General features: G+C 63.7%; 14 protein-coding genes and 1 pseudogene. 11 read left to right on the plus strand and 4 right to left on the minus strand.

What is annotated here, in order from left to right; genetic code table 11:
- Positions 1 to 85 precede the first annotated feature (85 nt).
- The 4 genes from A7A09_RS00535 to A7A09_RS00550 all read left to right on the plus strand — a co-directional run bounded on the left by A7A09_RS00535 (position 86) and on the right by A7A09_RS00550 (position 5,027).
- On the plus strand, positions 86 to 1,762 hold the full coding sequence (locus A7A09_RS00535; protein ID WP_211341000.1) for a formate--tetrahydrofolate ligase: 1,677 nt from the start codon (positions 86 to 88) through the stop codon (positions 1,760 to 1,762).
- Between the two features lie 88 nt (positions 1,763 to 1,850).
- The gene (gene folD / locus A7A09_RS00540) at positions 1,851 to 2,750 is read left to right on the plus strand and encodes a bifunctional methylenetetrahydrofolate dehydrogenase/methenyltetrahydrofolate cyclohydrolase FolD (RefSeq protein ID WP_106689355.1); all 900 of its coding nucleotides are present in this window, start codon (positions 1,851 to 1,853) and stop codon (positions 2,748 to 2,750) included.
- Between the two features lie 37 nt (positions 2,751 to 2,787).
- Positions 2,788 to 3,765, plus strand: coding sequence for an HpcH/HpaI aldolase/citrate lyase family protein (locus A7A09_RS00545; RefSeq protein WP_106689357.1), 978 nt, complete (start codon positions 2,788 to 2,790; stop codon positions 3,763 to 3,765).
- A 5-nt stretch (positions 3,766 to 3,770) separates the two neighbouring features.
- The gene (locus A7A09_RS00550) at positions 3,771 to 5,027 is read left to right on the plus strand and encodes a glycerate kinase type-2 family protein (RefSeq protein WP_106689359.1); all 1,257 of its coding nucleotides are present in this window, start codon (positions 3,771 to 3,773) and stop codon (positions 5,025 to 5,027) included.
- Positions 5,028 to 5,254: 227 nt separating this feature from the next.
- Here the strand turns inward: A7A09_RS00550 and A7A09_RS00555 are convergent, their stop codons facing one another.
- Positions 5,255 to 6,691 carry a YfcC family protein gene (locus A7A09_RS00555; RefSeq protein ID WP_211341001.1) on the minus strand — a complete coding sequence of 479 codons (1,437 nt, stop codon included), beginning with the start codon at positions 6,689 to 6,691 and terminating at the stop codon, positions 5,255 to 5,257.
- A gap of 180 nt (positions 6,692 to 6,871) precedes the next feature.
- Here A7A09_RS00555 and A7A09_RS00560 point away from each other — a divergent pair, with 180 nt between their 5' ends.
- The 6 genes and pseudogenes from A7A09_RS00560 to A7A09_RS00585 all read left to right on the plus strand — a co-directional run bounded on the left by A7A09_RS00560 (position 6,872) and on the right by A7A09_RS00585 (position 12,373).
- Positions 6,872 to 7,528: a GntR family transcriptional regulator gene (locus A7A09_RS00560; RefSeq protein WP_106689360.1), complete on the plus strand. Its 657-nt coding sequence runs from the start codon at positions 6,872 to 6,874 to the stop codon at positions 7,526 to 7,528.
- Between the two features lie 223 nt (positions 7,529 to 7,751).
- Entirely contained in the window at positions 7,752 to 9,374 is a 1,623-nt protein-coding gene (locus tag A7A09_RS00565) for a (2,3-dihydroxybenzoyl)adenylate synthase (RefSeq protein ID WP_106689362.1), read from the plus strand.
- Positions 9,371 to 9,772 carry a chorismate mutase gene (locus tag A7A09_RS00570; protein ID WP_106689364.1) on the plus strand — a complete coding sequence of 134 codons (402 nt, stop codon included), beginning with the start codon at positions 9,371 to 9,373 and terminating at the stop codon, positions 9,770 to 9,772. Before A7A09_RS00565 ends, A7A09_RS00570 begins: the two co-directional genes overlap by 4 nt.
- 275 nt (positions 9,773 to 10,047) lie before the next feature.
- A pseudogene (locus A7A09_RS00575) lies at positions 10,048 to 10,943 on the plus strand (isochorismate synthase).
- A gap of 15 nt (positions 10,944 to 10,958) precedes the next feature.
- Positions 10,959 to 11,603, plus strand: coding sequence for an isochorismatase family protein (locus A7A09_RS00580; protein WP_106689366.1), 645 nt, complete (start codon positions 10,959 to 10,961; stop codon positions 11,601 to 11,603).
- The gene (locus A7A09_RS00585) at positions 11,600 to 12,373 is read left to right on the plus strand and encodes a 2,3-dihydro-2,3-dihydroxybenzoate dehydrogenase (protein WP_106689367.1); all 774 of its coding nucleotides are present in this window, start codon (positions 11,600 to 11,602) and stop codon (positions 12,371 to 12,373) included. Before A7A09_RS00580 ends, A7A09_RS00585 begins: the two co-directional genes overlap by 4 nt.
- Here the strand turns inward: A7A09_RS00585 and A7A09_RS00590 are convergent.
- Genes A7A09_RS00590 through A7A09_RS00600 form a run of 3 tightly spaced genes read right to left on the minus strand, consistent with a single transcriptional unit; the run spans position 12,310 to position 14,826 of the window.
- The gene (locus A7A09_RS00590) at positions 12,310 to 12,945 is read right to left on the minus strand and encodes a 4'-phosphopantetheinyl transferase family protein (protein ID WP_148043592.1); all 636 of its coding nucleotides are present in this window, start codon (positions 12,943 to 12,945) and stop codon (positions 12,310 to 12,312) included. The genes A7A09_RS00585 and A7A09_RS00590 overlap by 64 nt on opposite strands.
- On the minus strand, positions 12,942 to 13,181 hold the full coding sequence (locus A7A09_RS00595; protein WP_211341002.1) for a phosphopantetheine-binding protein: 240 nt from the start codon (positions 13,179 to 13,181) through the stop codon (positions 12,942 to 12,944). Before A7A09_RS00595 ends, A7A09_RS00590 begins: the two co-directional genes overlap by 4 nt.
- A 28-nt stretch (positions 13,182 to 13,209) precedes the next feature.
- Positions 13,210 to 14,826, minus strand: coding sequence for a (2,3-dihydroxybenzoyl)adenylate synthase (locus A7A09_RS00600; RefSeq protein ID WP_106689373.1), 1,617 nt, complete (start codon positions 14,824 to 14,826; stop codon positions 13,210 to 13,212).
- Positions 14,827 to 14,958: 132 nt separating this feature from the next.
- Here A7A09_RS00600 and A7A09_RS00605 point away from each other — a divergent pair, with 132 nt between their 5' ends.
- On the plus strand, positions 14,959 to 19,251 hold the full coding sequence (locus tag A7A09_RS00605; protein ID WP_211341003.1) for an AMP-binding protein: 4,293 nt from the start codon (positions 14,959 to 14,961) through the stop codon (positions 19,249 to 19,251).
- The last annotated feature ends 49 nt before the right edge of the window (positions 19,252 to 19,300 follow it).

Genomic DNA, 19,300 nt, shown 5'->3' on the forward strand with positions numbered 1-19,300 from the left:
ATCAACGGCCAGTGCGGCCCGTGACAGCCATGCGGCTGCATGGTGGCGCGCGACATCACGACAGGAAACCAGACGGGGAATAGCCGTGGTACATATGACCGACATCGACATCGCGCGCGGCGCCAGCAAGAAACCGATACGGGAGATCGGCGAGAAGCTCGGAATCCCGTATGAAGCCCTGCTGCCTTACGGCCATGACAAGGCCAAGGTCAGCCAGGAGTTCATCAACTCTGTTCAGGATCGCGGCAATGGCGGGCTGATCCTGGTGACCGCGATCAACCCGACACCTGCCGGCGAAGGCAAGACGACCACGACGGTGGGCCTTGGCGACGGGCTGAACAGGATCGGCAAGAAGGCAGCGATCTGCATCCGCGAGGCATCGCTTGGCCCCAATTTCGGGATGAAGGGTGGTGCCGCGGGCGGCGGTCATGCGCAGGTCGTGCCGATGGAGGAGATGAATCTCCACTTCACCGGTGATTTCCATGCCATCACCACCGCGCATAACCTGCTGGCTGCCATCATCGACAACCATATCTACTGGGGCAACGAGTTGGGGATCGACATCCGCCGGGTCGTCTGGCGCCGGGTGATGGACATGAACGACCGGGCGCTGCGGCAGATAAACGCCTCGCTTGGCGGTGTCGCGAACGGCTTCCCGCGCGAAACCGGGTTCGACATCACGGTCGCCTCGGAAGTCATGGCGATCCTGTGCCTGTCGAAAGACCTTGCCGATCTGCAGAACCGGCTTGGCGACATGATCGTCGCCTACAGGCGCGACAAGTCCCCGGTTTATGCCCGCGATCTCAAGGCGGACGGGGCGATGACGGTACTTCTGCGGGACGCGATGCAGCCGAACCTTGTGCAGACGCTGGAAAACAACCCGGCCTTCGTGCATGGCGGCCCGTTTGCGAACATCGCCCATGGCTGCAATTCTGTCATCGCGACCACGACCGCGTTGAAACTTGCGGATTACGTGGTGACCGAGGCAGGCTTCGGCGCCGATCTGGGGGCCGAGAAGTTCTTTGACATCAAGTGCCGCAAGGCAGGGCTCAAGCCTGCGGTCGCGGTCATCGTCGCGACGGTGCGGGCGATGAAGATGAATGGCGGAGTGACCAAGGACGCCCTTGGGGCCGAGGATGTGGCGGCGGTGAAACGGGGTTGCCCGAATCTCGGACGCCACATCGCCAATGTGAAGGGGTTTGGTGTCCCGGTGGTGGTGGCGATCAACCATTTCCATTCCGATGCGCAGGCCGAGATCCAGGCGGTCAGGGATTACGTGGCCGAGCAGGGTGCCGAGGCGATCCTTTGCAGGCATTGGGCCGAGGGATCGGAAGGGGCGGTCGATCTGGCCACCAAGGTCGTGCAGCTCGCGGAATCCGGCCAGGCGGAATTTGCTCCGCTCTATCCCGACGACATGCCACTGTTCGAGAAGATCGAGACCATCGCCAAGCGGATCTACTATGCCGACAAGGTTCTGGCCGACAAGAAAATCCGCGACCAATTGCATGAATGGGAACAGCAGGGATACGGCAACCTGCCGATCTGCATGGCCAAGACCCAGTATAGCTTCACCACCGATCCGAACATGCGCGGTGCGCCGGTGAACCATTCGGTGCCGATCCGGGAAGTGCGGCTGGCGGCGGGGGCAGGCTTCATCGTGGCCATCTGCGGCGAGATCATGACCATGCCGGGCCTGCCCAGAAAGCCGGCGGCCGAAGCCATCAGGCTGAGCGAAACCGGCGAAGTCGAGGGGCTTTTCTGACACGGGTCACAGGGAAGAGGGGGCGCGAGGAAGTCGAACAAAACCGGCCAGTCCCCGGAAATCGGCACAACGTTCAGGGAGAGCAGAGATGAGCCCCAATATAATCGACGGCAAGGCATTCGCGGCAAAGGTCCGGGAGAAGGTGGCCGAACATACGGCGCGTCTCAAGAGCGAGCACGGGATCACGCCGGGTCTCGCGGTCGTGCTCGTCGGTGAGGATCCGGCAAGCGAAGTCTATGTGCGCTCGAAGGGCAAGGCGACGGTCGAGGCGGGGATGAACTCCTACGAGCATAATCTTCCGGCGGACAGCTCGGAAGAGACGCTTCTCGAACTCATAGACCGGCTGAACAACGATCCGGATGTTCACGGCATTCTCGTGCAATTGCCGCTTCCGGATCATCTCGACTCCGATCTCGTGATCAATGCGCTCGATCCCGCGAAGGATGTCGACGGCTTTCATATCTCGAATGTCGGCCTGCTTGGGACGGGACAGAAATCCATGGTGCCCTGCACGCCGCTTGGTTGCCTGATGATGCTGCGTGAGCATCACGGTTCCTTGTCCGGTCTGAACGCGGTCGTCCTTGGCAGGTCCAATATCGTGGGCAAACCGATGGCGCAGCTTCTCTTGGGAGACAGCTGCACCGTCACCATCGCCCATTCCCGTACCAGGGACCTCGACCAGGTCTGCCGCAGCGCCGATATCCTCGTGGCTGCCGTCGGACGGCCCGAAATGGTTCCCGGAGACTGGGTGAAACCGGGCGCGACGGTCATCGATGTCGGTATCAACCGCATCCCGCATCCGGAAAAAGAGGGCAAGACCAGGCTCGTGGGCGATGTGGATTTCGAATCTGCGGCGAAGGCCGCGGGTGCGATCACCCCGGTGCCGGGCGGCGTCGGGCCCATGACGATAGCCTGTCTGCTGGCCAATACGCTCACCGCCTGCTCGCGCGCGCATGGTCTTGCCGAACCGGAAGGGCTGACGGTCTGAAACACCTCTGAAACGACAATACAGAAAGGAACTTTCCATGAGTTTTCATCCTGTCGAACAAGCCCCGGCGCGCCTTAACCGCAGCGAGCTTGCGGTGCCGGGAAGCGCCCCGCAAATGTTCGAGAAAGCGGCGCAATCGGATGTGGACGTGATTTTCTTCGATCTCGAGGATGCCGTTGCGCCCGACGAGAAGGCCGAGGCCCGCAAGAACATCATCAGGGCGTTGAACGAGATCGATTGGGGGAGCAAGACCATGTCGGTCCGGATCAACGGCCTTGATACCCACTACATGTATCGCGATGTGGTCGATGTGGTAGAGCAGGCAGGCGAACGGCTTGACCTGATCATGATACCAAAGGTCGGCACGGCGGCGGATGTTTATGCCGTGGACATGATGGTCACCCAGATCGAGGACGCGAAGGGCTACAAGAAACGCATCGGCTTCGAGCATATCATCGAGACTGCGCTCGGCATGCAGAATGTCTCCGAAATCGCGGCTGCCTCGAAGCGCAATGAAAGCCTGCATTTCGGCGTTGCCGATTATGCCGCCTCGACTCGGGCGCGGACGACGATCATCGGCGGCGTCAATCCCGATTACTCGGTGCTGACCGATCCCGCCGATGACGGGACGCGCGAAACGCATTGGGGCGATATGTGGCATTATGCGATTGCCCGAATGGTGGTTGCCGCCCGGGCAAATGGGCTGCGCCCCATCGATGGTCCCTTCGGTGATTTCGGAGACAAGGAGGGGTATCTCGCCGCCTGCCGCCGCGCAGCGGTTCTGGGCTGCGAAGGGAAATGGGCGATCCACCCGAGCCAGATCGCGCTTGCCAACGAGGTCATGAGCCCGTCGGAGGCCGAGGTGACCAAGGCAAAGCGTATTCTCGATGCCATGGCAGAGGCCGAAGCCTCGGGGCAGGGGGCGGTTTCGCTCGATGGGCGCCTGATCGATTATGCGTCGATCCGTCAGGCCGAGGTGCTGGTCGAAAAGGCCCGGCAGATAGCAGGAGCCTGATTGCAATGGGCACGCTCGGACGCATTGCCAGGACACTTTTCGCGATGGCCTGCGAAGCCGCCGATCCGGTGAATGCGCTGCGTGCCGCGATGGCGAGGAATCCACCACCTGCCTTGGGGGAGAACGGCCGTTACATCATTGTTGCCGTCGGCAAGGCTGCTGTTCCGATGGCCAGGGAAACGCTCGCGCAACTTGCAACCTATCCAACCCGGGCGGTGGTGGTCACGAATCGCGAGAACATCCGCCAGCTGCCCGGGGCGACGGTCATGGAGGCCGGCCATCCGATCCCTGACGAGAACGGTGTCCGGGCCGCTGACGCAATTACCTCGCTTCTGGCCGGCTGCACGGCAGGTGACCGGGTGATTGCCCTGATTTCCGGCGGTGGTTCAGCTCTTCTTGCGGCACCGGCAGGTGATCTGACACTGGACGACAAGGCGGAAGTCAACCGTCTCATGCTTGAGAACGGCTTCGAGATCGCCGCGATGAATCTCGTTCGTCAACAGCTATCGCGGCTGAAAGGCGGCGGGATGCTCTACTTTGCTGATCCGGCTCCTGTCACCGCGTATATCCTGTCCGACGTCGTCAGCGACGAACTTGAAATTATCGCGTCCGGCCCGACGGTGTCACCGATCGGGACACGAGAGGACGCCCGGTCCCTGCTTGAAGCGCGGGGGATGTGGCTGCTCTTGCCCGAAGCGGTCCGCGAGCATCTCGGCCGTGGAACGGTTGAAGGGGCGCCTCCTCCGGCTGCCCAAAATCACCTGATCGGCTCGAATTGCCAAAGCCTCGAGGCGGTCGCGGCAGCCGCCGCGGGGCTCAACCCGGTGATCGTCGATAGCCAACTGACCGGAGATGTGTCCGATGCGGCCGCCTCTATCGTCGATGCCGCATGCGCCGTGCCGCAGGGCCATCCGGCCTGCCTGATTTTCGGTGGTGAAACCACGGTGACGCTTGCTGGCAAAGGGCTTGGGGGGCGGAACCAGGAACTTGCACTTCGCGTGGCGCTGGCGATGCCCGATCTTGGACGGGACTGGGTTTTCCTATCAGGCGGTACAGATGGCCGTGATGGCCCGACCGATGCTGCCGGTGGGCTCGTCGATGCAGGGACTGCGGACCGGATTCGCGCCCAAGGGGCCAATCCCGAAGCACTTCTTGCCGACAATGACAGTTACACGGCGCTCAGGCTGGCCGATGACCTTCTGATTACCGGAGGAACCGGCACGAATGTCGCCGATGTTCAAATCCTGCTGCTCGGCCGGTGATTGGGCGGCGACGCATTCAACTGAATGGCGAATATTGCCGGTTGCCGCGTGGTCATTGAGGCCGTGGATGCCTGGTAGAAGAACAGCCCGTTCGGCGAGAAATACGCTCATGCCGTGCGTGAGCCGGTCTTGAACCCGGAACTTCCAGCACCGACCTTGCGTCGAAAATCATGCAGATGGCGGACGGGAACATGCCTCGCCCGCCATCTGCATCGGCTGAAGGGAGGTCAGCCGATCCAGCTCACCGCTTGTGCATAGATCAGGAACAGTGCGGAAATCGCGATCCAGATGCCGAAGAGCGGCAGGAAGAAGCGCACCCAACGATCCCATGTCACACCTGCCAAAGCCAGCGTTGCCATGAAATAGCCCGATGTCGGATAAAGGATGTTCGAAAGTCCGTCGCCCAGTTGATAGGCGAGGACCGAGCTTTGCCGCGTCACGCCGATCAGGTCGGACAATGGTGCCATGATCGGCATGGTAACCAGAGCCTGGCCGCTGCCCGAAGGCACGACGAAGTTGAAGCCGAGTTGCGAGACGAACATTCCCAGGGCCGAGAAGGTCGAAGGCAGTCCGCCGACCAGGTTGCCAAGCCCGTGGACCAGGGTGTCCATGACCTGGCCTTGCTCCAGCATCACGGCAACGGCGCGGGCGAGACCGACGATGATGGCGCCGACCAGCACATCCTGAAAGCCCTCGTTGAAAGCCTCGCAGATCTTTCCGGTGCGAAGACCGGCGATCAGGCCCACGCTGATTCCCATGACCACGAACAGCCCAGCCATCTCGGTCATGAACCAGCCGCGCGTCAGAACGCCCCAGACCATGATCGCGAAAAATCCGATGGCCGCGATGCCGCCCCATTTCTGGCGGTTGCTGAAGCTCATCGCGGGTGTGTCGAGATCATGGACGTAAACGCGGCGCTTTTCCTGTTCGAGCGAACTATCCGCCATCAGGCTGAACTCGGGATTGGCGCGGACCTTCAGGGCGTAGCGTATCAGGTAGAGGATGGCCGCGCCGGTCAACGCAACGAACAGCAATGCCCGCAAGCCAAAGCCTGAATAGAGCGGCAGTTCGGCGATGGTCTGGCCCAGCCCGGTATTGATCGGGTTCAGGACTCCGGCAGAGAATCCCGCCGTCGTCGCCAGCAAGGCGGTGCCCACGGCAACAACCGAATCGAAGCGCAGGGCGATCATCAGGGGCAGGATCACGGGCACATAGACCAATGCCAGTTCCTGCGTGCCGATAAGCGTGGCAATGATCGCGAAAACGATCATCAGGGTCGGGATCATCAACACGCTGCGCCCGGCAAAGCGTCGGGTCAGCTTGTCCACGGCCACATCGATGATGCCGGTGCGCCGGATCACCATGAACATGCCACCGATGATGAGCGTGAAGAAGACAACCTGGGCGGCATCGATCAACCCGCGCGGCACGGCCATCATGAATTGCTCCAGCCCGACCGGAGAGGCGTCGATATAACGGAAGGTCTCGGGATCGACTGCGGCGCGGCCATTCGGCAGTGTGATCCGGTCATATTGCCCTGCAGGAATCACATGGGTCAGCAAGGCGGCGATTGCCGTGAATACGAACAGGATCACATAGATATGCGGCATCCGGAAGCGGCCGCCGGTTTCTTCCTCGCAGTTGTCGGTTACACCATCTGACATCGTCGTCTCCCATATGGTCGCGCGCTTGGCGCTGATTGGTTGCGTCAGTTGTCTGACATCTGTTCTTATATCTCTTGTAAAATGTTACATGATATAGCAGCATGACGACTATGCCGGAATCCGGAAATCATTCTTCTGGATTTCTTGAAAGTCTATCTTCGGTGGTCAAGGGTATCTGCGATGAAGGCGACACGGGAACTGCAATCGAACCAGGCGTTCGAGGCACTTCTGGCGACGTTGCGCAGCGGCAGGCTGCGTAGTAGCGAGTTTCTGACCATGCCGGCGCTGGCCGAAACGATCGATTTTCCGCTGGCCGCCACGCGTGAGGCGATCAAACGTGCCGAGGAACAATCCTTGCTGAGCGTTCTGCCCAAGCGCGGCGTGATCATCATGGAGACTGGACCGGAAACCACCCGCGCCTGCATGGATATGCGCGCCGCATTGGAGAAGGAAGGCGTGCGACGCCTGCTTGGTGCGGGCAGGCCGGAAATGTCGGAACTGCGCGCGACGCATGAGGCCTTGCTGGCCGTGGCCCGGCGCGAGCCTGCCGCCGATCTCTCGCGCCGCGCGATCGCGACGGATCTGTCCCTGCATGATTTCATGGCCTCGGGCCTCGACAATCCGTTCCTGCAACAGGCCTATGCGGCCAATCGCAACCGTATCTCGATCATTCAGAACGCCCGCAGCTTCCTTGCTGACCGAGTGGTGCCTGCCATGCAGGAACATCTGGAGATCATTGCGGCGCTGGAAAGTGGTGACGCCGATGTAGCGGTCGAGCGGATCGAATGTCATCTTCAGTTGACGCTTCGCTGGTGGGGCGTGGGCACGGCTGCCTGAAGAAATTGCAGCAGTGCTTGACCATCTGTTCGGGGCCGATGTGATCGGGCATGGGGTGATCCGGGTCTTCCCGAATGGCTCTTTACATCCATGGGAATTGGGTGGCATATATTCCCTATCAAAATTGTAAGATAAAGCAAGGTCGGGACAGCAGCCGGTCCATCCTAGCCAAAGCCAAAGTGGTTCACGTGACCGCTGGATGTTTTGCGCGAAAGGACGGCACATGTCCCAGACCCCGCCTGACTGGCAATCCCTTTGCCCATTCTGGCCCGCCGCAACCGCCCAAGGTTATCGCGCGGCGGGAATTTGGCAGGCGGAGACCTTTTTTGACGTCCTCGACGGCCTGGTGGCGGCTCATGGTGACCGGCTGGCGGTGATCGACGGGGCGCGCCGCCTTGGCTATGCCGAACTGCGCAACCGCGCTCTGGCCCTAGCTCATGGGCTTCGGGTTCTCGGCCTGCGCCGCGGCGACCGGGTCATCGTCCAGCTTCCCAATTGTGCTGAATTCGTCGAGCTTTGCTTTGCGTTGTTCCGTCTCGGAGTGGTGCCGGTGTTGGCCCTTCCCGCCCATCGTGATCTGGAAATAGGTCAGTTCGCCGCGTTTTCCGAGGCGAAGGCATGTTTCATCCCGGCGACGGTCGAAGGCTTCGACATGGTTGCGATGGCCCGGCGGGTTCAGAAAGCCACGGCCTCGATGCGCCATGTCATCGTGTTGGGAGAAGGGTTCGAGGCACTCTACCAGCCTGACGGCCCCGCTGATTGGGAGGGCCCGGTTGCCGAGGATGTCGCCTGCTTCCAGATCTCGGGCGGCACGACCGGGATTCCCAAGCTGATCCCGCGCCGGCATATGGAATATATCTATAACGTGCGCTGCGCGGCGAAGGTCAGCGGCTTCACGCAGGCGACCCGTTACCTCTGCGCCCTACCGATGTCGCATAATTTCCCGATGGCCTGTCCCGGGTTTCTCGGGGCGCTGATGTCCGGAGGCTGCGTGGTGATCGCGCCCAATCCCTCTCCCGATACTTGCTTTGCGCTGATCGCGGAACATGGCGTCACCGTCACCGCCCTGGTCCCGCCATTGGCGGTGCTATGGCTGGAAACGGCGCGCGAGCCTCTGTCGCTGGAACTGTTGCAGGTCGGGGGCGCCAAGATCAACCCTGCAACAGCGCGGAGGATCGGTCCGGAACTGGGATGCCGCCTGCAGCAGGTTCTGGGCATGGCCGAGGGACTGATCTGCTACACCCGGCTGGACGACCCGGAACAGCGCATCATCCATACGCAGGGCAGGCCGATGTCCGAATATGACGAGGTTCGGGTCGTCCGGTCCGACGGAGTCGAGGCCGCTCCCGGCGAAACCGGTGAGTTGCAGACGCGCGGCCCCTATACCATCCGGGGCTATTTCAATCGCCCCGATGTCGATGCGGATGCCTTCACGGCGGATGGGTTCTACCGCAGCGGCGATATCGTCAGCCGCGACAGCGACGGTTACCTGACCGTCGAGGGCCGCGACAAGGACCAGATCAATTGCGGCGGAGAAAAGATCGGTGTGGACGAGGTCGAGGATCTGTTGCTTTACCACCCATCGGTTGTGGATGCCGCTGTCGTGGCGCGTCCGGATGACAGGATGGGCGAGCGTGCCTGCGCCATCGTCATTCCGCGCGATCCACGCCCCTCGGCGCTGTCGCTGCGCCGGCATTTGCGCGATGCGGGCCTTGCCGGGTTCAAGATCCCCGACGAGGTGATCTTTGTCGATGCCTTCCCGCAAACCGGCGTCGGCAAGGTCAACAAGCGGCAATTGCGCGAGATGTTGCAGCGGCAGCATTTCGGCGGGGATGTCCCAGCATGACCCGTCCAGGACGCGACGAAACCGGCCTGCACCCGGTTCCTCCGGGGGAAGCGCGTTCCCTCGACGATATCCGCGCGGGGATCGACGGCATCGACCGCCGGATCATCGAATTGCTGGCGCTGCGCCTCGCTTACGTTCACCGTGCGGCGGATTTCAAATCCGATCTCGGCTCGGTTCCCGCGCCCGAGCGCGTCCGTGCAATGCTGGACGACCGTGCCGAATGGGCCGGGTTTGTCGGCCTGTCCCCCGATTTCATCGCGCCATTGTTCGCGCAGATCAGCGAGTGGTTCATCCGCCAGCAGATCGCGCATTGGCCCGACCGCAACCCCGTCGCCAGCGAGAGCAAGCCCGACCCGACCCCTGCGCCCGGCGCAGATAACCGAAGGGATGCTCCATGACCTCGATGCTGCAGGATTTCGCGCCCGACAGGGCGGAAACCGCTGTACCCTGTTTCGCCTTTGGCGGCGCGCGCGGATTTATCACCGGCCGTGGCGTCGCATGCCCGGTCGCGCGCGGTCCGGCCGCAACGCTGGAAGAGCGTGTGGCGACGGTATGGCGCTCGGCCGGCACGGATGCGGCGATTGGCGGGGCGCTGCCCTTCGACCGCGATGCCGACGATTACCTGTGGCTGACCGAGCATCTCGGCTACGAGACTTCGTCCGCCGCCACCGGCATGGCGATTGCGCCGACAGTGGGTGTCCGTGCCGAACCCTCGGCGCAAGAATACGCGGATGCCGTTGCCGAGGCGCTGCGGATCATGGATGCGGAAAAGGGCGCCGAAGGTCTGCGCAAGATCGTGCTGGCCCGCACGCTGGCGGTTCAGGCCGAACGTCCGATCTCTCCGGCGGCGCTGTTGTCGCGGCTGACCGAGGATCCGGCGGCCACCGCCTACCGGGTGGCCTTGCCCGACAGCGCCGGGCGACAGGGAAGGTCCCTTGTCGGGGCGACACCGGAACTGCTGGTGGAAAAAGCCGGGCGGCGGGTATCGTCCTTTCCCCTTGCCGGATCGGCACGGCGCAGCCGCGATCCCCGGGCGGATGCGGCGGCGGCCAGCAGCCTGGCTGCATCCGAAAAGGATCGGCGGGAACATGCGATGGTGGTCGAATATATCCTCGACACGCTTGCTCCCTGGTGCCGCGAACTCGGTGCACCCGAGGGCACCGGCCTGACCTCGACCCGCAGCATGTGGCACCTGGGCACCCGTATCGAGGGGCAGTTGAAGGACGGTGATATCCCCTCGGTGGTCCTGGCGGGAAGCCTGCATCCCACCCCTGCCGTCTGTGGCTTGCCGCGCGACCGTGCCGCCGGGTTGATCCGCAGGCTGGAACCGGTGGCGCGCGGCTTCTACGCCGGAGCGGTAGGCTGGAGCGCGGCAAATGGCGACGGTGCCTGGTATGTGGCCATCCGCTGCGCCGAGCTTTGCGGCAGCGAAGCCCGTCTTTACGCGGCGCGGGTATCGTCCCCGGTTCGGACCCGGAGGCCGAGGCGGCCGAGACCGCTGCCAAGTTCGAGGCGCTGCTGAGGGCCTTTGGCCTGCCTTCCGCAACCGGCGTTGCCCGAGAACACTGATCCGGAGAACCCTTGATGTCTCTTCCTTCCATCGCCGCCTATGATCTGCCGGTCCCGCACGAACTGCCCCCTTCGAAGGCGCCGTGGCAGGCGGATCGCGGGCGGATGGCCCTGCTGGTGCATGACATGCAGCGGTATTTCTGCGCCGCCTTCGCGCAGGGCACCGGCCCGCTTGCCGAGGTGGTCGCCAATATCTCCTGTCTGTTGCAGTCCGCGCGGCAGTTGGATGTGCCGGTCTTCTACACCGCGCAGAAGGGCGGCCAGCTTCGCGAGGATCGCGGCTTGCAGGCCGATCTGTGGGGGCCGGGAATGAAGGCCGTTCCCGAACATGAAGACATTCTGGCCGAACTGGCGCCGATGCCCGGCGATATCGTCCTGGTCAAGCATCGCTACAGCGCCTTCCAGCGCTCGAATCTGGAACATCTGATGCGTGCCCGTGGGCGGGATCAGCTGGCGATTGCCGGGATCTATGCGCATATCGGCTGTTTCGCCACCGCGGTCGAGGCGTTCCAGCGTGATATCCAGCCTTTCGTCCTTGCCGATGCGCAGGCCGATTTCGACCGGAGCGGGCATGATATGGCGATGTCGATGGCGGCTCGTTACAGCGGCGTGGTTACCGGAACAGGCAGTTTTATCAAGGCTCTGGAGGCGACATCATGAAACTGGAAGGTTTTTCCGGCCATGCCGCTTTCGTGACCGGCGCGGCGGGCGGGATCGGTCTGGCCGTGGTCAGGATGCTGTCCGAGGCCGGGGCCAGGGTATTCGCGACCGACATCCCTGCGGCATTGGAGCGGTTGCCGCAACAGGACGGCAGCACGGTTCACTGGCACCCGCTGGATGTCAGCGATCCCGACGCGGTGGCGGGCTGTATCGGATTGGCCGAGGAAAGCGTCGGCCCGCTGGCGCTTGCCGTTCATGCGGCGGGGGTGCTGTCCACGACGCCAGCCCTCGACCTGACGCCTGACGAATGGGACCGGGTGATGGGGGTCAATGCCGGGGGCAGCTTCAATATTCTTCAGGCTCTGGGCAGGGTGATGGTTCCGCAGGGCAGGGGGGCGATCGTGGTGATCGGCTCGAACGCGGCGGGGATCCCCCGGCAGCACATGGCGGCCTATGCGGCCTCGAAGGCGGCGGTGGCGATGCTGACGCGCTGCGTGGGGTTGGAACTGGCGGCGCATGGAATCCGCTGCAATATCCTTGCGCCGGGTTCGACGCTGACGCCGATGCAGACCGGGATGTGGGCCGATGACAATGGTGCCGAAAGGGTGATTGCCGGCGATCCGGCCGGTTTCCGCACCGGCATCCCGTTGGGCAAGCTGGCCACGCCCGAGGATATCGCTGCCGCCGCGATGTTCCTGTTGTCCGATCAGGCCGGGCAGATCACCATGGCGGATCTATATGTCGATGGCGGGGCGACATTGCGCGCCTGAAGCGCGACCCATGTCAGCACCCGCCCGTGCCCGATCCGGCAATTGACCGTAAAGCGGCGTCCCGCTGGCCAGTCGGGTGACAAGTCCCGCGTAAGCACCAGCGCGCAGGGGGGATCGAAGCGCGCATCCTCGAAGCCGAAAAAGCCGACATGCGGATAAAGCGCTTTGAACAGGCTTTCCTTGGCCGAGAAGGCAAGTGTCAGGTTCAGCGGATCCTCCGCCCCGACCGGGCCGAGCACCGGGAGGACCTCGCGCGCCGTGACGGCATCCATCAGCGTTTCGATATCGACCCCGACCGCATGGTAGCGCCGGGCGCAGGCGGCCAGGGCGACGGCGTTCTGCCGGTTGTGACTGATCGAGCCGATGATGCCTTCGGGCCATACCGGCAACCGGTCGGGGCCCATGCCGACAAGGGCGGCTTGCCCGGTCAGCCGATGCAGGGCTACCTGCGCCGCCATCCTGCCGGCCACATATTCCACCCGTCTCGGGGGGCGGGCAGCGGCGATTGCCGCGGGCAAGGGCATCCCCGTCTCGCCGCCCACCTGCCGCAGCGCAAGGGTAAGGCCGGTCACCCGGCGCGGCGTTCGCGGATCAGGGCCGACCATGCGTTCAGGGTTGGAGTGCGGGCCAGTTCCTCGAAGCTGACCTGGATGCCACGCTCTTTCAACTCCCCGGCCAGGGTCATGACGCGGATCGAATCGAGACCGTAGAAGATCAGGCTTTCGTCGGGATCGATGCTGTCCTCATCCTCGATCAGCTCGGTGACACGGGCTTGCAGCCAATCGAGATCGGAAAGTGTCTCGGTCATTCTGGAAAATCCTTTCATTTTCATGATTTCATGCGCATGCGATATCTTCCCGCATCAGCATCTCGCGCAGTCTCACCTTGTCGGTCTTGCCCACCGGGGTCAGCGGCATCTGCTCGATGAAGCGGACCCTGTCCGGCAGCTTGTATTCGGCGATCCCCTGCGCGATCAGGTGCCGCCGCAAATCCGCCGCCTTGATGTTGTCACGGGCGACAATGAAGGCGCAGCTGCGCTCTCCCAAACGCGCATCGCCCATCGCCACGAGAGCGGCGGCGTGCACGGCGGGGTGGCGTTGAAGAAGGTGCTCGATTTCCTCGGCGGCGATCTTTTCGCCGCCGCGATTGATCTGGTCCTTGACCCGCCCGACGACGCGCAGATAGCCATCGGCTGTGCGTTCGACGATATCGCCGGTGAAATAGAAACCGTCGGCATCGAAGCTGCGGGCGTTGTGCTCGGGGCTGCGATAATAGCCGCGGAAGGTATAAGGCCCCCGCACCGCCAGCAATCCGGCCTTGCCATCCGGCAGGTCGTGCCCGTCCGGGCCAATGACCCGAACTTCATCATCGGGACTGATCGGGCGGCCCTGCGTGGTAAAGATGCGCTCGGCAGGATCGTCCAGGCGGGTGTAGTTCACCAGCCCCTCGGCCATGCCGAATACCTGTTGCAACGTGCAGCCCAGTGTTCCGGGCACCCGGCGGGCGGTCGCCTCGGCAAAGCTCGCACCGCCCACCTGCACCAGTTGCAGCGAGGCCAGGGCGGAATTGTCGCGCTCGGCGGCCTCCAGCCACAGCAGCACCGCCGAGGGCACCAATGCGGCCATCGTCACCCGATGCCGCCGGATCAGGTCGAAGCACGGCGCCGGATCGGGGTTGGCCGCCAGGACGACGGTTCCACCCGCATGGAAAACACCAAGCGCGCCGGGCGAACTCATCAGGTAGTTATGCGGCGCGGGCATGGCGCAGAGATAGCGGGTTTCCGGCGTCAATCCGCAGATCGCAGCGCTTTCGCGGATGCTGTAGTCATAATCGTCATGGGTGCGGGGGATCAGCTTTGGCGTGCCGGTGCTGCCTCCGGAAAGCTGGAAGAAGGCCACGCTATCCGGGCAGGTAGGGGTTTCGTCAAAACCCTGCGGCACTGGACCCGCGAGCCAGTGTTGCAGCGAATGACCGGTATCGAGCTCGCCGTGGAACAGGGTCAGCATGTCCGGTGAGAATCGCCGCAATTCCTTTGCGAAACGATCATCTCGGAACAGCTCATGCTCTCGTGCGGCGATCAGCAGGCGAGGCCGGATCTGTTCGGCGTAGGCCGAAAGCTCGGTCCGGCGATGGGTGAACAGCGCGTTCAGCGGCACGATCCCGGCTTTCATCAGTGCCGTGAACACCATGTAGAATTCCGCGACATTCGGCAGCTGCACCAATGCGGTATCCCCGGGACGCAACCCGGCCGCCTGCAATCGTGCGGCCAATGCGGAGGATGCCCGGTGCAATTCCCCGTAATCGATCCGGCGATCGCCGCAGATCACTGCAATCGCCTTGGGGCGCTCCTGCGCCTGCCGGGTCACGGCATGATGCAGGGGGCGCCCGATCCAATAGCCCAGCTCGCGATAGCGATCGGCCAGCGCCTCCGGCCAGGGGGTAAACTCAACCATAAGTCACCTGATGCGATTGTCGTTCGATGTCTGGCTGAGGGCTGAAATCTGCCCGTGGCTTCGGTGCGTGTTGACCGCCGATTATAACTGAGTATTTTTATCATGATTTGTCAACCATCCCGACAGGACATCATGCAGGACTTGACCGCGATGCAAGCCGCCTACTGGGTCTGGGGGCATTCCCCCCGCGCGACCGAGGGCGTTTCGGCGCATCTCTATGCCGAATTCGACACCGGATCGCTGGATCCGCAGCGGCTGCAGGACGCCATTGGGCGGCTTTTCGCCGCTCATCCAGCCCTGTCCGTCGCGGTGGATGCCGACGGGATGCCCTTTCACGCCGCGCCTCCGTCGCTGGAGGTCGAAGACCTGCGCGATCTGCCTCTTGCCGGGCAAGAGCGCAGACTCGAGATGATTCGGCAGCGGAAATCCCATCAGCGGCTGGCCCTGGATCAGGGGGCGGGGATGCAGCTGTCGCTTAGCCTGCTGGGGCCGGAGCGCGCGCGCCTGCATCTCGATCTGGACATGATCACGGCGGATCCGTCCTGTTTCGGGCAGATCGTCGAAGATCTGGCGCTAGCTTATGAGGGCGAAGAACCGTCACGCCGGGCAACCCCGCCGCTGCGTCAAACCAGCCCGGAGGATCGGGACTGGTGGCGTGATCGATTGGCAACATTGTTCGAGGCGCCTGCCCTGCCCGAAGGCACCGGTGGCCAGCCTGCGAGTTTGCGGCTTTTCTCATTGCTGACCACCGCCGAAGCACAGGCGCTGCGGCAGGTGGCCCGGCGCAGCCGCGTCACCTTCTCGGCGCTGATGATGACGCTGTTCGCGGCGCATCTGGGCAAGGCTATCGGGCAGGAAAGGTTTCGGCTGAACCTACCGACCTTCCTGCGTGACGGTGGTGATCCGGCGGCGGTGGGCGATATTTCCGATCTGCTCGTGCTGGGAATCGAGATTGCCGATCTGCCCTTTGCCTCGCTGTGCCGGAGGCAGCAGGAGGACCTGTTCGCCGCGCTCTCGCATCGAGGCTATTCCGGCACTTCGGTGCTGCGTGACCTGTCACGGCTGCGAGGCACGATCGAGACTGCGCCGGTGGTGTTCACTGCCGGGCTGGACCTGTCGGGGCGGGTGATCCTGGGGCCGGTGGCGTCACGGTTGTTCGGGCCGATGGTCTGGGTGATGTCGCAGGCACCGCAGGTTGCCCTGGACGTGCAGCTAGGCATGCTGCCCGAGGGGCTGCTGGTCAACTGGGACCTGCGGACAGATCGGGTCAGCGAAGCCTGGGCGCGCGAACTGTTTGACCGTTTTGTTGCCTCGGCCCGCTATCTAGCGGCCAATCCCGAGGCAGCGGAGCTGCCTCTTGCGGCATGGCAGGATACCGCCCGGCGGCCGTTGACGATGCTGCAACAGGCCTATCTGATGGGGCGCGAGGCGCATCTGCCACTGGGCGGCGTGGCGATGCAGAAATTCCGCGAGTACCGTGGCGAACTGAGGATAGCCGATCTGCGCGCGCGGCTGGCGGAGCTGATGTCGGTCAATCCGGCCCTGCGTACCCGGATCGACCCGGTTGGCCTGACCTGCCAAGAGGTTGGGATGGAGTTGCCATTCGAGGTGACGGATCTGCGTCATCTACCGCTTGCCGAGGCCAAGGCGCAGGTTGACGGGCTGCGCGACGAATATGCCCATGCCCTGTTCGAGCTCGACGGTCCGCTTTGGCATGTGCGGGCCTTCCTGATGCCCGATGACCGCGATCCGGTGGTGGTTTTCGCGCGCTTCGACGCGCTGATCCTGGATGGGCAGTCGATCTGTTCGCTGCTGGCGCGGATGTTCGACGCTGCGCCGCTGAAGGCACAGCCTTCCGCTGCCCGGCCACGTCTGGATCCCGCCGCCCGCCGCAGGGCCGCCGCTTACTGGCGCGATTACCTGGCCGGGCTCGAAACCCCGCCGCGCCTGCCATGGCTTGCTCCGCTGGAAGGGATCGACAGCTCCCGCTATCGCCGTCAGAGCCTGCGTTTGCCTCGGGATGTGCTGGGGCAGTTGCGCCGTATCGGCGCCGGGCAGGGATTGTTCCTGAACTCAGTCCTGACCGCAATCCTGCTTGACGTGCTGGCGCGTTGGACGACTGACGGGCAGCTATGCGTCGCGGTGCCCGTGACTCCGCCGGATGCCACAGCCGGAGGGGCGGGAACGCAGAATGCTTCGACCTTCATTCCGCTGCGTTTCGACGCGACACGGGGCACGCTGTCTGAACGGGCCGCAGCATGCCAGGCCGACATGATGGCCGGGCTGGAACAGACCGCGTTCAGCGGGCCCGAGATCGGGCGGCTGCTGATGAACGCAGGGAGCGGCGCGCTGCCCCTGCCAGTGGTGCTGACCAACGGGATGGGGTGGGAACGTCCCGCCCCTGGCCCGATGCGGCTGATCCGTGGCCTGACCCAGACACCGCAGGTGGCCCTGGATCTGAGGCTGGCCCTGGATGCCGAAGGTGGGCTGGAGCTGAATATCGACCATGCCGCACGGGCGATTGACGAGGCACTCGCACAAGAGATGCTTGCCGCCATGGGCCGGGCGATCCGGGCTGTCTGCGGCAGGGGCGCGTTGGAGCTTGCCGCGCATGAGGTGCTGGCACTGGATCATTATCGCTACAACGCCATGCAGGACATGCTGGCCGAACCGGAGGTGGATTTCCTGTCGGCCATCGCCCGGAACCTCTTTGACGGCGACTGCGCGCAAACGGCGCTGCATTACGGGACGCAATCTGTCAGCTATGCGCAGCTTGGCCGCATGGTGGCATCGGCAATCGGCGGATTGCGGGTTCGGGGACTGGCAGAGGGCGATGTGGTGGCGATCTGCCTGCCGCGCGGTCCGCAGCATCTTGCGCTGCAACTGGCCTGTGCCCTGGAGGGGCTGATCTGGGTGCCGATCGACGCCTCCGCGCCGGTGGAACGCCGCCGCTATCTGCTGGAAAACTGCGATCCGGCCCTGATCGTCGCCTCGGACGAGGTTGACGATTTTCCCTCGATTTTAGCCGAGACGCTGCTGACGATACCGTCGGATGCGCGCCCGGCCGACCCGGATACCCTGCTCCGCCGCAGCCTCTCGCAGGAACCCGCCTATTACCTTTATACCTCCGGCACGACGGGGCGGCCGAAATGCGTGGTGCTGACCAATCGCGCCACTGCCAATACTATCGCCGCCACGCGGAAAAATTGGCAAATCGGACCCAAAGACGTGACAATTTCGGTCACCCCGCTGCATCACGACATGTCGGTGTTCGACCTCTTCGGCACTCTCTCTGCCGGTGCGACACTGGTCATGCCCGACCGCGAGAAGGACGCAATCCACTGGTGCCGCCTGATCCGGCGGCATGGGGTGACGATCTGGTGCTCGGTTCCGGCGATTCTCGAAATGCTGCTGGCTTGCCGCCAGCCCGGGGAGCTGGACAGTCTGAGGCTGGTCGCACAGGGTGGCGACTACATCAAGCCTGCCACGATCTCGACCCTGCGCGGGCTGCTGCCGCAGACGCGGATGGTCTCGCTCGGCGGCCCGACCGAAACCACGATCTGGAGCATCTGGCACGAGATCGGCGCGGATGACACCGGCACTATCCCCTATGGCCGCGCATTGCCGGGCAACAGCTATTTCATCTGCACCGATACGGGGGAGCATTGCCCGGCAGGTGTTGTCGGTCGCATCCATACGGCAGGGGTGAATCTCGCGCTCGGCTATCTGTCGGGCGGGCGGATCGGGGGCGAGGATTTCGTCACCCTGAACGATGATCGGGGCCTGCCGGTCCGTGCCTTCCGCACCGGTGACCTGGGATATTACCGCGATGATGGCAGCATCGTCTTTGCCGGGCGCGTGGGCGGCTATGTCAAGATCCGGGGTGTTCGCCTGTCGCTTGCCGATGTCGAGATCGGCCTGATCGGTCATCCCTCCATCCGTCACGTCATGGCGGTGGATTGCGGCGAGGGTGCGGATGTCACGTTGGCGGCCCTCTATGTCGCGGATGCTGCGATTCCCGTCGCCGATCTGCGCATCTATGCCCGCGAGCATTTGCCGGAATCGCATATTCCTTCGCATTTCCAACTGGTCGAGACGCTGCCCCTGTCGGCCAATGGCAAGTCCGACCGTCACCGGGCGCGGCAGATGCTGAGCGAATCCGCACCGCCCGCCACGATGGCGCTGCCCGCCCCGGCAGCGGGCAACGCGGCCCAGCAAGTTCTGGATATCTGCCTTGGCGTCATCGGCCCAGCCCAGGATGCCAATCCTGATCAGCCGCTGCTGTCACTGGGACTGCGGCCCGTGCATCTCAAACCCATCGCCGAGGGTCTCTCCATCGCATATGGCAAGCAAGTTCGGCCGACCCAGCTCAGCCGGTGCCGCACGGCGCGCGATATGTCGCGGCTATGCCTTGAGACGGCCTGACGGCAAAACCCACCCGCCAGCCGCGCGCCAGCATCGCAATCGCAAAGGA

The sequence above is a fragment of the Paracoccus methylarcula genome (assembly GCF_003007735.2).
GTDB classification, from domain to species: Bacteria; Pseudomonadota; Alphaproteobacteria; order Rhodobacterales; family Rhodobacteraceae; genus Paracoccus; species Paracoccus methylarcula.

Bases quoted from the DNA above. Each gene is read 5' to 3' on its own strand.
- A7A09_RS00555 (WP_211341001.1), bottom strand. From the start codon at position 6,691: ATGTCAGATGGTGTAACCGACAACTGCGAGGAAGAAACCGGCGGCCGC.
- A7A09_RS00605 (WP_211341003.1), top strand. From the start codon at position 14,959: ATGCAGGACTTGACCGCGATGCAAGCCGCCTACTGGGTCTGGGGGCAT.
- A7A09_RS00570 (WP_106689364.1), top strand. From the start codon at position 9,371: ATGACCCGTCCAGGACGCGACGAAACCGGCCTGCACCCGGTTCCTCCG.
- A7A09_RS00565 (WP_106689362.1), top strand. From the start codon at position 7,752: ATGTCCCAGACCCCGCCTGACTGGCAATCCCTTTGCCCATTCTGGCCC.
- A7A09_RS00560 (WP_106689360.1), top strand. From the start codon at position 6,872: ATGAAGGCGACACGGGAACTGCAATCGAACCAGGCGTTCGAGGCACTT.
- folD (WP_106689355.1), top strand. From the start codon at position 1,851: ATGAGCCCCAATATAATCGACGGCAAGGCATTCGCGGCAAAGGTCCGG.
- A7A09_RS00600 (WP_106689373.1), bottom strand. From the start codon at position 14,826: ATGGTTGAGTTTACCCCCTGGCCGGAGGCGCTGGCCGATCGCTATCGC.
- A7A09_RS00580 (WP_106689366.1), top strand. From the start codon at position 10,959: ATGTCTCTTCCTTCCATCGCCGCCTATGATCTGCCGGTCCCGCACGAA.
- A7A09_RS00550 (WP_106689359.1), top strand. From the start codon at position 3,771: ATGGGCACGCTCGGACGCATTGCCAGGACACTTTTCGCGATGGCCTGC.
- A7A09_RS00545 (WP_106689357.1), top strand. From the start codon at position 2,788: ATGAGTTTTCATCCTGTCGAACAAGCCCCGGCGCGCCTTAACCGCAGC.
- A7A09_RS00585 (WP_106689367.1), top strand. From the start codon at position 11,600: ATGAAACTGGAAGGTTTTTCCGGCCATGCCGCTTTCGTGACCGGCGCG.
- A7A09_RS00595 (WP_211341002.1), bottom strand. From the start codon at position 13,181: ATGACCGAGACACTTTCCGATCTCGATTGGCTGCAAGCCCGTGTCACC.